We start from the raw sequence: 12731 nt of genomic DNA on the forward strand, positions 1-12731 counted from the left end.
GATGTATTCATATTTTTGTATAATTACCAAAAAAATCTATACAAAAAATAATTGACTTTTGTTTTGTAAGCGAGTAAAGTTAGGAAAGAAATTATTATTAAAAAATAAATATGAAACCTTCTTATAAAGAGAGGCGGAGGGACTGGCCCTACGATGCCTCGGCAGCGGACTCGATTTCAGAGTGCTGTGCCAAATCCAGCAAGCATGTGCTTGAAAGATGAGAAGAGTGTTTCTTATAGATGTATAAGACCTCTTCTCATCGGAAGAGGTCTTTTGTTATTCACTAGAAAAGGTTGAAAACTAGGGAGAGATGATACTTTGAAAGAAACGAGAGGAAATGGTTTAGCGTTATTACCACTTGGAATATTTTTGGCGCTATTTATTGGTTCTGGAATTATTACAGGTGATTTCTATAAATTGCCGATACTTGTAGCAATTTCAATTGCTGTAGGAATTGCTTTAGTGATGAATCGTAAAGAAAGCTTTAATGTGAAAGTAGAACGATTTGCTAAAGGTGCAGGAAATCCGGATATTATGATTATGGTATTAATTTTTGTACTTGCAGGGGCGTTTTCTGAAACAGCAAAAGGAATGGGCGGAGTTGATTCAACTGTTAATTTAGCGCTATCTATTTTGCCACCAGGATTTATCGTTGCTGGAATTTTTGTTATAGGGGCATTTATTTCATTAGCGATGGGAACTTCAATGGGAACAATTGCAGCACTAGCACCAATTGCTGTAGGTATTAGTGGGCAAACTGATATCTCAATTGCACTTGCGATGGCTACTGTTGTGGGCGGAGCGATGTTTGGTGATAATTTATCATTTATTTCAGATACAACAATTGCTGCTGTTCGTTCACAAGGAACAGAAATGAAAGATAAGTTTAAAACGAACTTTTTAATTGTATTACCAGCTGCTATTATTACAATTATACTATTAGTAATAATTACTTTAGGAAGTGATACACAAGTTAAAGCCCATAGTTTTGACTGGATAAAGATTTTACCGTATGCAGGAGTACTTATTACCGCGCTACTTGGCTGGAATGTACTTATTGTGTTAACTGGTGGAACTGTATTATCTGGCGCTATCGGTCTTATAGATGGAAGTTACACGTTGGAGAGTTTCTTTAAAAGTGTAACGACTGGAATGGGCGGTATGATGGAGTTAGTATTACTTGCCATTTTAATCGGTGGTATGGTTGAACTGATCCAATATAATGGTGGTATTCAATATTTAATGAATCTTTTAACGCGTAATATTCGTTCGAAAAAAGGAGCAGAGTTCGGTATTGCTGGCTTAGTGAGTATGACGAATATGTGTACAGCAAACAATACAATCTCTATCATTTTTACAGGTCCGCTTGCGAAAAATATTGCAGATCAGTATGAAATTGATCCCCGTAAATCAGCGAGTGTACTGGATCTTTTCTCTTGCTGTGTACAAGGGTTAATCCCATATGGTGCTCAAATGTTAACAGCGGCAGGATTTGCTGCGTTATCTCCGGTCGAATTGTTACCATATGCATTTTATCCAATTTTAGTTGGAGTATGTGGAATCATTTCTATATTAATTGGTTTCCCGAGGTTTTCTAAAGTGGCGGAAAAAAAAGAGTATCATAAAACTGCATAACATAAAGAGACATTTATTATTAGCAGTTGAAAACGCTCGGAGAACATTCTCTGAGCGTTTTTTATTATTTATAAATCCTTTTTCAAATAGTAGTGCTTATAATCTCTTCCTACGTTATCGAGGATACCATACTCTTTATAACCGTATTTTTTATAGAAATCTAATGCTTGAAAGCTTAAAGTGTCAACTTTTATAAAATCACAATTTCTTTCTAAAGCGATTTTTTCTACTTCTAATAACAGTTTAGTTCCATACCCTAATGCACGTATATCTTCATCCATGATAAAAGAGTGAATCTCTAACCAATTCCAACAGACTTCACCTAATATCCCCCCGCGTATTTTACCATTTTCATCTTTAAGAAATAAATGAATCTCTAAGTATCTGTCTCTTAAATCAGATGGAAAGTGCTTTAAATTATATTCATAAAGCTGATTGTTTATATAGTTTTTAGCGGCGGTATTGATTTCTTTCGTAATGTGTAAATTCATGATATATCCCCTTTAATTTAAATATAGCTTTCTGATTTATTTTAACATAATTTTCTTAATATTTTTTTAATGTAATTTAATAAAAGTTTGTACGTATTGCTAATTTTTTGGACGCGCAAGTTGAGATTCTCATCCGTTATTGAATAAGAATTTTTCTGTATCTATACGCATCGCATACATGTTCGTTTTGCAAAAGGCTGAATGCAACTCGGTCTTAAGTCTGAGTCGAAAACAGTTCTTAAGCTCGTTATGGAAATATGAAAAAATAGTTAAGATAAGAGTATCAAATCGAAGGGAGGCAAGCACAAGATGAAACAATTTCTAGCGTTTATCGCAGCCGGTATTTTGGCTTTAATTGCTCTTGGTAGTCTTGCTGGTATTGTAGGATTCGCCATTGGAGCAGGAGTTGTGTACTGGAGCTATAAATCATTTGTGCGAGCTAAATCATTCTTTGGAAAGTTAGCTTGGGGTATTGTTGGTTTAATCGGATTGTCCATTGCACTTTCTCATTCCCCAGCATTAATCGGTATCGCAGCATTAGTAGTTTTATACTACGGTTACCGTGAGTGGAAAAAAGAAAAAAATGTAGTTGTTGATGCTGCTCCAGAAAGTTCTAAACCATATAGCAACTTTGAAGATGAGTGGAACAAGTTAATGAAAAACTAATATAAAATGAATCAAATCAAATCAAATCAAATCAAATTATAAAGTAGAAGAGAGGAAGATTATAATGAAACAATCTTTATTCGGACGTGTACGTGATGCAATTTTAGCTGATTTTCATAATGTGTTAGATGAGAAAGAAAGAAAAAATCCAATTGCTATGTTAAACCAATATTTACGCGACAGTGAGCGTGAAATAACAAAAATTGAGAAGTTAATTCAGCGTCATAAAACATTAAAATCTAACTTTGCTCGTGAGCTTGAGCAAGCACGTTATTTCGTTAGTAAAAGATCAAAGCAAGCTATCATCGCACAAGAAGCAGGCGAATTACAATTGCATGAACGCGCATTAGAAGAAGTAGCGTATTATGAAGGGCAAGTAACTCGCTTAGAAGAAATGTATGCTGGCGTTGTAGAGCAAATTGATGAGTTAGAGCGTCGTCTTTCAGAAATGAAAAATAAATTAAAAGAAATGAACGCAAAGCGTATGGAATTAATGGCACGTGAAAATATGGCGCATGCAAACCGCCGTATGAATACTGCTATTCATAAAATGGATGAAAATAATCCGTTCTTACGATTCGAAGAAATTGAAGATCACATTCGTGACATAGAGCTGCGTATAAATGAGGAGCATGAGCGTGATACATTTGATATGAAAATTGCAAAACTAGAGCGTGAAATGAAAGAGAAAAATGAAGTATCGTTGACGAAAGAAGTAACAAAATAATTGTAGTATATAATAAAACAGGCTTATGATATAGTGATAGAAGAAAAGGTGTTGGAAAGCAATGCCTTTTCTTCTATGTATATGTGACAAGGAGGGGGGGAGCTGAAATGAAGAAGCAATTTTCAAAAACACAATTAATGGGGATGCTCCTCATCATATTTGGATTCGGTCTTTTTCTTGATATGATACTTGGACATTTTGAACCAGGTGGTCTAATTTTTGCATTTATTATGATTATGTTTGGAAGACATTATCGAAAGAAGAACCGTTATGTAAGAGGGAATGTATTTTTATTTGTCGGTGGTATTGTATTCTTATTCTTCTTATTTTCATCAGCAGCATTCGTACTTGTTGTGTTTGCTTGTTTAGCTTTAATTGGTTATCAACTTATCCAACAAGGACATCAGCAAAAAGCAATGAAAGTTGAAATTAAAGAAAAGGGATATATAGATGAAGAAAAACAAATATATCGTACAGAACCGTATATAAAAAATATGTTTGTAGGTAATGTCCGGATGATGGATCATATTTATGAACTTGAGGATATTAACGTCCAATATGGTGCTTGTGATGTTGAAATTGATTTAACAACTGCGATGATTCCAGAGGGAGAAACGGTAATTGTTATTCGGGGAGTCGTTGGTAATATTCGTTTATATGTGCCGTATGATATTGAATTGTCTTTAAATCATTCTGTTATTGTTGGGCGCGTGCTCTTGCCAGGACACGAAGAAACTGGATTTAACCGTAATGTTACGTTTAGAACAGAACAGTATAAAGAAGCTCCTCGTCGTATTAAAATTATTTCTTCGCTTGTCGTAGGCGATACGGAAGTGAGGAAAGTATAATGAAAAAACAAAGGAATATTTCATGGATGTATATTCGTTATTCTATGTTATCTTCTGTAAGTATCGCACTTATTTGTACGATTGTTTATGTATGGAAAAGTGAGCAACAAGTTTATGATATATTATGGAAAGAATCCATCGCTTCTGTTCCAATTGGCTTGTTTATTATGAGTACCAGTCTCCTTATCGGAGGAATTGTAGGGTATGCAATCGGTTATTATATAGAGCAGCGTATACAAGGATTAAATACTTTTCTGTTCGAAGTAGAACGAGGGAATTTTCCAAGTGATGTTTCATTTACTGCGGACGATGAATTTCATGAAGTGGAACGAAAAGTAATTGGTCTTGCTCGTCGCTTAGAAGAGCAAGCTGGGCTATTTCAAAAAGTAACGAATGAACGAGCCCATTGGAATGAAGAGATGAGACAAGAAGCGATTTCTCAAGAAAGGCATCGATTAGCGAGAGAGCTGCATGATTCTGTAAGTCAGCAGCTTTTTGCAATGTCGATGATGATGTCAGCCATTAATGAACAAGTAGCTGAAATTCCAGACACAACGAAAAAACAGTTGCAGCTTGTTGAGAATATGGTTGTAAATGCACAATCAGAAATGAGAGCATTGCTCCTTCATTTACGCCCAGTGCAGTTAGAAGGTAAGAAACTAACTGAGGGTATAGAAGAATTATTAACAGAACTGTCTAGAAAGCAACATATGAAAATTGAATGGTTAATTGAACCGATTCAATTAAAAAAAGGTGTAGAGGATCATTTATTCCGTATTGTACAAGAGGCGCTGTCTAATACTTTACGGCATGCGAAGGCAAAGAAAACCGAAGTACGCCTTCGTAAAATTGATCAATATGCGATTTTGAAAATTATTGATGATGGTGTTGGTTTTAAAGTTGGAGTTAATAAGGCAGGTTCATACGGCTTAAGGTCAATGCAAGAGCGAGTTCATGAAATTGGTGGTACATTAAAAGTTCTTAGTTTTCCGAATAAAGGTACGCAAATAGAAGTGAAAGTACCGATTATGATTGAGAGAGGGGGAGAATCATGATAAAAGTATTACTAGTTGATGATCATGAAATGGTTCGAATGGGTGTATCAACATATTTATCAACGCAGCCAGATATTGAAGTAGTTGGAGAAGCTGAAAATGGAAGAAAAGGTTCAGAGTTAGCTTTGCAATTAAGACCGGATATTATTTTAATGGACCTTGTTATGGATGAGATGGACGGGGTTGAAGCAACACGTGCTATTATTCAAGAATGGCCAGAAGCGAAAATTGTAGTTGTAACGAGCTTTTTAGATGATGAAAAGTTGTATCCTGTTATTGAGGCGGGAGCGACAAGTTATTTATTAAAAACATCAAGAGCGAGTGATATTGCAGACGCTGTACGAGCTACTTATGCTGGGGAAACGGTATTAGAGCCGAAAGTTACTGGCAAAATGATGTCTCGTATGCGTCAGAAGAAAGAACAACCTTTGCATGAGGAGTTAACAGAAAGAGAGTCTGAAATTTTGTTATTAATTGCAGAGGGGAAAAGTAATCAAGAGATTGCAGATGAGTTGTTTATTGCCCTTAAAACAGTAAAGACACATGTGAGTAATATATTAAATAAGCTAAATGTAAGTGACCGGACACAGGCGGTTATTTATGCGTTTAGACACCAATTGACGAAATAAGAAGGAAGCTTTGACTATATATGGTCAAAGCTTTTTGTTGACGGTCATTTATGTAAGCGTTATCATTAAGGTGTTAACAGTACATACAAAGGGGAGAGAGTGTATGTTAGTTCAAACGATATTTGGAATGGATGAAACGAAAAAATTAGGTAACTATGTGAATGCGTTGCAAGCACTTTGTGGACAATATGATATTGAAACAGATCGTATTGCAATTATTGAGGCAACAGAAGAATATTATTTATTTCTAGTGAAGCAAGAAGATTGCTATGATGTTGTAAAAGTAGAAACAGTGGATACAAATATTGATTACTATACGAAAGCTTATAAAGTAAGTAGCTTTAATCATACTTCTTATCAAATGTAAAAAACTCCCGAAATGGGAGTTTTTTTATGATGCTTTCGATTCAGGTGAATGGTCCGTTAATGGTACTGCTTTTGCACCACTTAATTTTGCGATGGCAAAACCGATAATAGCCCCAACTAATGCTGGTACTAACCAGCCAATTCCTTCATTATATAATGGAATAAACTCGAAATAAGATGTGATAAATGAAACAGGAATATTCCCTTGTTTTAATCCGTCAAAAACGCTAACAACTGCTGTTCCAATTAAAGCACATACATAAACAGATCGATAGCCACCGAAATATTTATGAAGTAATGATAATAACACGAGTACAATTGCAACTGGATATACAACAAGTAAAATAGGAACAGAGATTGCAATAATTTTTGTTAAACCTAAATTGGCAACTAATAATCCTAACAAGCAAATGACGCTTGCTAACGTTTTGTATGAAAATTTTGTCAATAATGTTGAGAAGTATTGACTGCATGCAGATACAAGTCCAACGCATGTTGTTAAGCAAGCGAGTGTAACGATAAGAGATAACAGAATTAGACCATATGGACCGAATAATTGTTGTACGATAACGGTAAGTAGCTGTCCTCCATTGTTTGCGTATCCAAGAGAGACACTAGTTGTACCGAGCCAGCCAAGTGCACCATATACAAGTACGAGGCCGGTAGCGGCAATAAGTCCTGCTTTTGTTGTTGCGATGGCAATTGATTTACGGTCATTCACACCTTTTGAGCGAATTGCATTTACAACGATAATCCCAAATGCAAGTGCTGAAATGGTATCCATCGTTAAGTATCCTTCCATAAAACCTTTGAAAATTGGAGAAGTTTGATACTCTTGCATGGCTGGTCCAGATTGCCCGAGGGGTGTAAATACACTCTTAACGAATAATAAGAAAATAGAGAGTAATAAAATAGGTGTTAATACACTTCCGATACGATCGACGAGCTTAGAAGGGTTTAAACTAAGCCAAAATACGATAGCAAAGAAGATGACTGTGTATAAAAATAGGGCTAGGCTGCTAGAGCGAATAGATTCTGGTAAGAAAGAACTAACTCCCATTTCATAAGCGACATTAGCAACACGTGGGATGCCCATAGATGGACCGATTGCAATGTATACAACTACTGTAAAGAATATTCCGAATGATGGGTGAACATGACTTGCAAGTTGTTGCATTCCATTTCCTGATAGAGAAATGGCGATAACAGTAAGTAGCGGTAAGCCGACTCCTGTTAGTAAAAAACCAATCATTGCTGGCCAAAAGTTTTCACCAGCATTTTGTCCAAGCATTGGAGGGAAAATTAAATTACCTGCTCCAAAAAATAAAGAAAATAGCATAAGACCTGTGAAAAAAATATGTTTTTTTGATACAGTGTTCATTGTTTTTTTTCCTCCTTTTTTGTAAATTCATTGTAAGAACACAAAAAACTCGTCCCTTAAGAAAGGGACGAGTTATATTTACCCGCGATACCACCCTAATTTATACATATAGAAATATATCTATATGTATACGGCTTTACAACGTACAACATGATACGTGTTCCTTGTAACGGGGGACGACCGGTAAGAACTTACTTCAGCATTCGGTTCTACTTCTCGGAGATGATTTTCGGTTGCGAACTGAGCATTGGCTTTCAGCAAAATACCAACTCTCTGGGGAACAGCTCTATAACATACTCGTTCTCGTCAATGAATTTTTATTCAAGTATTCTGACAACATTTTCACATGTTTTTTTTAGAAAGTCAACATATTTTTTGGGGAATACCCTTTCCTGTAGAAATATAGCTGAGAATATAAGGGTTAATGCTGTTTGTAAAAATGCTGTAAAACATTATAGAGAATTGTAAAGTTTATGGAGAAAATCGATATTTATAGGAGTAAGGGAGGATTTGTTTGAATTTGCAGAGAATAATACAACAATCCACTTGCTGGAAAGAACAAACCAAAAGAGGTGACTGAAATGCTTGCGATGGGAGTATTATTTGGCATTATTGCTATAATTGGTTTTATGTGGTTATATTATTCGCGTTCGTTTAAACAAGCAGAAGTTTTACTCTTTCAAAAAGGTAGTTTGTTGACAAATCAGTCTAGATATTTAGTATGTCCGAAGTGTGGAAGTGCACAGGCCAGGAGTGGAGGATATCAAGAGTGTTGCAAAATTAGATTATGAAAGAAGGAAGCCTCACATTATTTTGTGAGGCTTCCTCCCTTACAATTTCAGGGCGCTCCAAATGGTCCAACGATCTCTTTCGATGATAGGAGAGACGTTTTGTAATGCCGTTTGGATATGATGTAGAAGTTGAGAAAGTTCATGATCTGTTAATTCATATAGAATGGATCGTCCGGTTCGAGGAGATAAATCTTGCAGCAATGCTTCTACAGAATCATGTGTTTTTCGTACTTCCCATTGTGTTTGTATGGGGAACACTTGAAGAGAATATTTTTGTAATTCTTGCTGTATAGTAGTGGTTTTTGGTCTTCTTTTTGATTCTATTTCAATGAGTTTTGGAAATACAGAGAAAAAGTATCCACGAATGTGTTCAGGACTTCCTGGAATTGTACAATCTTCAATAGTTCGGTCTTGTAAAATAAGTATACCGTCTTTTTTTAATATACGAGAAGCCTCTCGTATAAATGTAGGAATATCTTGTAAATGATGGATGACTGCGCGAGAAATGACAAGGTCGAAAGATTCGTTAGGATATGGAATGTTATGCGCATCACCGTGAATGAATGAAATGTTTGGGAAGGCATTACAATTTTCTTTTGCAGCTTGTAATATTTCTTTTGAAAAATCAAGCCCAACAACATTTTTGGCTCCCATAAGAGCAAGTTCTTTCGTATAAATGCCTCCACCACAACCTATATCAATTACTTGTTTGTTTTGTACATCTACAATATTGTTTATTGTTTCCTGCCATGAAATATGTGCGTTACGATTTGCATACGTATACTTATTATTTGCATCATGAAAATTAATGGACATTGTAAAATCCTCCCTTCAGTGTATAGTATAGCTCATTCTATATAATGTAACGTTTTTGTTTTATGCATGAGGATTATAAGAATATCTTATTGGAAAGGAGAATCGATTTGAAAGCGAAATATTTAATGTTTTTATGTGTTATTTTACTCGCGTCGTGTGGTCAAGCCGAGCAAAAGAAGGAATCGAAACAAGTAGAGGAGACAGTGAATGAAGTGAAAGAACCATTACAAATAACTGTTATACAAAAAGGTAAAGAAGAAAAAAATTTAAAGAAAATGGATGCGGAGTTGGTGGTGGATATTATAAACAAAGCGGAAAAACAAGAAGTAACGGGTAGTTTTGGTGAACCGGAATATGAAATACAAATTAGTAGAGATGGAAAAAAAGAAACATATTATGCATGGTTAAGAGGAGAAGACCGCCGAGGATGGGTGCAATATAAGAAAGATATGTATATGCTGAACGAAAAAGATACGGAAAAACTTTTGGCTATATTTCCAAAGATTCCAGAACAAAAAGAAGATGAGATGCAAGTAGGGCCTTTAACGGAAATAACGAAAAAAGATTTGCAGATTACCGCGTTTCATATTAAAGCAGGCGATCAAAAAATAAATTATACGGTACGTTATACGATTTCACAATCACTATATAATAAGTTAGCAAAGGAACAAGAATATTATTTGCAATTGATTTTCCCGGAAAAGATTCAAAAATTAATTGGAGCAAAAGAGAGTGAAATGATTTCAGCTGAAAAAGTAAAGGAAGGGTATAAACAGTATGAATTGAATGTTACTGTTCCGATAAAAGATGCTTCAGAATCACAATTAAAAGCACTAGAAACCTATTATGATAATTACGATTTACAAATATTAAATAGTAAGAAAGAAAAAGTAGGAGCATTTCAAAACATTATTCAAATTGTTAAAGAGTATGGTGAAAAAATGAATTTACAAAGATAAAGTGAAACTTTAATCAGTGGGGGGCATCCACCGCTGATTATTAGCACGACTCCCACCTAACTTCTTTGCTCCAGCCGAATTTTGAGGTGGGATTCTTATTGCCTGCAAATAGCGGGCAGTAAGAATCATAAAGTCTATATGGCCTTTCCTAGGAAATGATAATAGAGGGGAAAGATCCCCTCTATTATTTTGCTTTTGCAGATGGCTCATTCATTGATTTTCGTGTAATTAGAAAGGAAATCATAAGAGCAGAAAGAATAATAAGGGCTATAAATAAGTGATTTGGCAACCAATCTAATAATAATACGTAACTGACGGTATAAAAAATAAGAGTTGAAGCTAAAAACGATAGAGCGCCTATCATAAGAGATTGTAATTTCATTTGTATTTACCTCCTTTTATTTTTATTTTTGGCTAAAAATGGATGAAATAAACATTATTTCTAACAATAGAAAAAAATATGTCATAATAGAGAAAAGAATAAGTTTTGATGAGTGTATATGGCTCAGTAAAGCGAGATAAAGGAGAGGAATATGAAAAATAATAAAAAAGGGTTATGGGGAATTATTGTTGCAATAGGGTTATTTTTACTATCCAAGTTAAAATGGGTATTTGCAATTTTTAAGTTAGCAAAATTTTCAACAGTATTTAGTATGTTTTTATCGCTTGGTGCATACGCAGTCATATATGGTTGGAAGTTTGGGGTAGCACTCGTGTATTTATTGTTTGTACATGAGATGGGGCATTTATGGGCAGCGAGAAAGAAAGGTATACCAACATCGCCAGCAATCTTCATACCATTTATGGGAGCTCTTATTGGGATGAAAGAGATGCCGAAAAATGCAAAAGATGAAGCTTACATCGCCTATATGGGACCTCTTTTTGGATTGCTTTCATTTTTACCCGCGATCCCACTGTATATAATAACGAAAGAGCCGTTTTGGGCGCTTATTATTTTACTTGGAAGTATGATTAATTTCTTTAATTTAATTCCAGTTTCACCGCTAGATGGCGGCCGAATCATTTCAGTTGTAAGTACTAAAATTTGGGGAGCCGGGCTTGTTTTACTGCTAGGCTATTCAATTTACTTTAAAAGTATTTTGGGAGGATTTATTGTTATTATCGGCTGTATGGAATTATATAGAGTAATAAAGAGAGATGAGCCGATTAAGGAATTAGGATATAAAATCGATGGAATGAAAGAATATGTTGCTAGGCTTGAAGAGGAATTAAAAGAAACTGGTGCGGTGCATCGAACGATTTATATGATTCACCATGAGATGAATGTATTAAGACAAAGAGAACGTGAAAAAGAATTAAAAACAGGAGAACTTCAAAAGATTGAAGTGCTAGAGTACCTTTTACCAAAATTTGAGCCACTTGATTATGTCCCATATGAAGATGAAAAAGAAATGCATACAATTCATATAAGAGAAGCATTTGAAATGTCAGAAAGAAAATTAAATGAATGGGAAACAGAAAAGGAACAACAAGAAAATTATTATAAAGTCGATACGAAAACGAAATGGACAGTATTTGCTTGTTATATCGGATTAATGGCTATACTCGGTTATACCGCTTATGAAGGTTATATTGTTTTACAAGAGCATTTACCAAGGAGAAGTTTGTAGAAAAATAGTGTCGAAATGAAAAGAAGGATTTAAACAGGAATTACATTTCTACGAGAGAATGTTACAAATGTAACAGTACATTGTAATATTCATAGTAGAAAAGGGGTTCTGTATATGAAGAAATTGTTAAGTGTATTGGTAACTATTACTGTGATGGCAATAGCGAGCTATAGTCTTATGAAAGTACTATTATATTATGCGAATAAGTCTGCTGGAGTAAATACAGTAGTACAAATAGAAGAGGTGCAAGAGAAGAAGAAGACACTCGATTTTGTTCGTACGACACATGAAAGTTATAATAATTTCTTGAATTATGGTAAGGCAGAGAAATATACAGATGGGGATTGGAAACATTTTAAACAATGGTTTCAAGAGCAAGAAGCCTCTTTAAAAAATATACATAAAGAAATAAAAAATGAAAAAATAAAGCGCGATGTGAATAGAAGTTATGAAATTGTAAAAAAAGGTGTGGAGCTTCAGAATATGGAGTATGTAATCTATGCTCATCGCGTATATCATGACTTGGATATACGCATAAATAAATATAAAGGTGAAACGAATATATGGGGGTATACAGAGTTTGGAAACGGGCAGAATATAAAAGTAATTGAACAAGCGATACAAGCAAAGTAGTAAGCTAGCTAGAATTCTAGTTAGCTTATTTTCTTTGAGGACGATTGGTGAGGGAGGGGGTATGGAAGACCTCCGTACATTAAAATTTTACGATATATGTGCA

The 12731-nt window shown here is 34.9% G+C and carries 15 protein-coding genes, 1 riboswitch and 1 other annotated feature; of the genes, 11 read left to right on the forward strand and 4 right to left on the reverse strand.

Translation table 11 applies throughout. The features are described from left to right. Positions 1 to 118 precede the first annotated feature (118 nt). A riboswitch (SAM riboswitch) is annotated at positions 119 to 224 on the forward strand. Positions 225 to 318: 94 nt separating this feature from the next. Further along, positions 319 to 1635 carry a Na+/H+ antiporter NhaC family protein gene (locus ACFVQC_RS11975; RefSeq protein WP_377898419.1) on the forward strand — a complete coding sequence of 439 codons (1317 nt, stop codon included), beginning with the start codon at positions 319 to 321 and terminating at the stop codon, positions 1633 to 1635. 68 nt (positions 1636 to 1703) lie between these two features. Here the strand turns inward: ACFVQC_RS11975 and ACFVQC_RS11980 are convergent, their stop codons facing one another. Then, the gene (locus tag ACFVQC_RS11980) at positions 1704 to 2126 is read right to left on the reverse strand and encodes a GNAT family N-acetyltransferase (protein ID WP_002149464.1); all 423 of its coding nucleotides are present in this window, start codon (positions 2124 to 2126) and stop codon (positions 1704 to 1706) included. Positions 2127 to 2435: 309 nt separating this feature from the next. On the opposite strand from ACFVQC_RS11980, the gene ACFVQC_RS11985 reads away from it, so the two are divergent. The 6 genes from ACFVQC_RS11985 (at position 2436) to ACFVQC_RS12010 (ending at position 6418) form a co-directional block, all read left to right on the forward strand. Further along, entirely contained in the window at positions 2436 to 2792 is a 357-nt protein-coding gene (locus tag ACFVQC_RS11985; RefSeq protein ID WP_070141475.1) for a lmo0954 family membrane protein, read from the forward strand. A 64-nt stretch (positions 2793 to 2856) separates the two neighbouring features. After that, complete coding sequence (locus tag ACFVQC_RS11990) at positions 2857 to 3519, forward strand: PspA/IM30 family protein (RefSeq protein WP_377893309.1); 663 nt, start codon at positions 2857 to 2859, stop codon at positions 3517 to 3519. Positions 3520 to 3626: 107 nt separating this feature from the next. After that, complete coding sequence (gene liaF, locus ACFVQC_RS11995) at positions 3627 to 4367, forward strand: cell wall-active antibiotics response protein LiaF (protein ID WP_377898420.1); 741 nt, start codon at positions 3627 to 3629, stop codon at positions 4365 to 4367. Continuing rightward, positions 4367 to 5422: a sensor histidine kinase gene (locus ACFVQC_RS12000; protein ID WP_377898421.1), complete on the forward strand. Its 1056-nt coding sequence runs from the start codon at positions 4367 to 4369 to the stop codon at positions 5420 to 5422. The genes liaF and ACFVQC_RS12000 overlap by 1 nt, the downstream gene beginning before the upstream one ends. Then, positions 5419 to 6051, forward strand: a complete 633-nt coding sequence (locus ACFVQC_RS12005) for a response regulator (RefSeq protein ID WP_377898422.1) — start codon at positions 5419 to 5421, stop codon at positions 6049 to 6051. Before ACFVQC_RS12000 ends, ACFVQC_RS12005 begins: the two co-directional genes overlap by 4 nt. A gap of 10 nt (positions 6052 to 6061) precedes the next feature. Then, positions 6062 to 6418 carry a DUF3992 domain-containing protein gene (locus tag ACFVQC_RS12010; RefSeq protein WP_377898423.1) on the forward strand — a complete coding sequence of 119 codons (357 nt, stop codon included), beginning with the start codon at positions 6062 to 6064 and terminating at the stop codon, positions 6416 to 6418. 24 nt (positions 6419 to 6442) lie between these two features. Here ACFVQC_RS12010 and brnQ3 read toward each other — a convergent pair whose 3' ends face one another. Further along, complete coding sequence (gene brnQ3, locus ACFVQC_RS12015) at positions 6443 to 7798, reverse strand: branched-chain amino acid transport system II carrier protein BrnQ3 (RefSeq protein ID WP_377898424.1); 1356 nt, start codon at positions 7796 to 7798, stop codon at positions 6443 to 6445. 60 nt (positions 7799 to 7858) lie between these two features. Then, positions 7859 to 8117, reverse strand: a binding site (T-box leader). Positions 8118 to 8379: 262 nt separating this feature from the next. On the opposite strand from brnQ3, the gene ACFVQC_RS12020 reads away from it, so the two are divergent. Beyond that, positions 8380 to 8589, forward strand: a complete 210-nt coding sequence (locus ACFVQC_RS12020) for a hypothetical protein (protein WP_000880630.1) — start codon at positions 8380 to 8382, stop codon at positions 8587 to 8589. Positions 8590 to 8628: 39 nt separating this feature from the next. Here the strand turns inward: ACFVQC_RS12020 and ACFVQC_RS12025 are convergent, their stop codons facing one another. Beyond that, positions 8629 to 9405 carry a class I SAM-dependent methyltransferase gene (locus tag ACFVQC_RS12025; protein WP_377898425.1) on the reverse strand — a complete coding sequence of 259 codons (777 nt, stop codon included), beginning with the start codon at positions 9403 to 9405 and terminating at the stop codon, positions 8629 to 8631. A gap of 107 nt (positions 9406 to 9512) precedes the next feature. Between ACFVQC_RS12025 and ACFVQC_RS12030 the strand changes: the two genes are divergently transcribed. Then, positions 9513 to 10364, forward strand: coding sequence for a YhfM domain-containing protein (locus tag ACFVQC_RS12030; RefSeq protein WP_377898426.1), 852 nt, complete (start codon positions 9513 to 9515; stop codon positions 10362 to 10364). Positions 10365 to 10548: 184 nt separating this feature from the next. On the opposite strand, the gene ACFVQC_RS12035 is transcribed toward ACFVQC_RS12030, so the two are convergent. Then, positions 10549 to 10746, reverse strand: a complete 198-nt coding sequence (locus ACFVQC_RS12035; protein ID WP_000776287.1) for a hypothetical protein — start codon at positions 10744 to 10746, stop codon at positions 10549 to 10551. 151 nt (positions 10747 to 10897) lie between these two features. Here ACFVQC_RS12035 and ACFVQC_RS12040 point away from each other — a divergent pair, with 151 nt between their 5' ends. Both ACFVQC_RS12040 and ACFVQC_RS12045 read left to right on the forward strand, forming a co-directional pair. Then, entirely contained in the window at positions 10898 to 11995 is a 1098-nt protein-coding gene (locus ACFVQC_RS12040; protein ID WP_002149448.1) for a site-2 protease family protein, read from the forward strand. Between the two features lie 114 nt (positions 11996 to 12109). Beyond that, positions 12110 to 12628: a hypothetical protein gene (locus ACFVQC_RS12045; protein WP_377898427.1), complete on the forward strand. Its 519-nt coding sequence runs from the start codon at positions 12110 to 12112 to the stop codon at positions 12626 to 12628. Positions 12629 to 12731: the final 103 nt, after the last annotated feature.

Source organism: Bacillus sp. NPDC057893, from assembly GCF_042796455.1.
In the GTDB taxonomy this organism is placed as follows: Bacteria; Bacillota; Bacilli; order Bacillales; family Bacillaceae_G; genus Bacillus_A.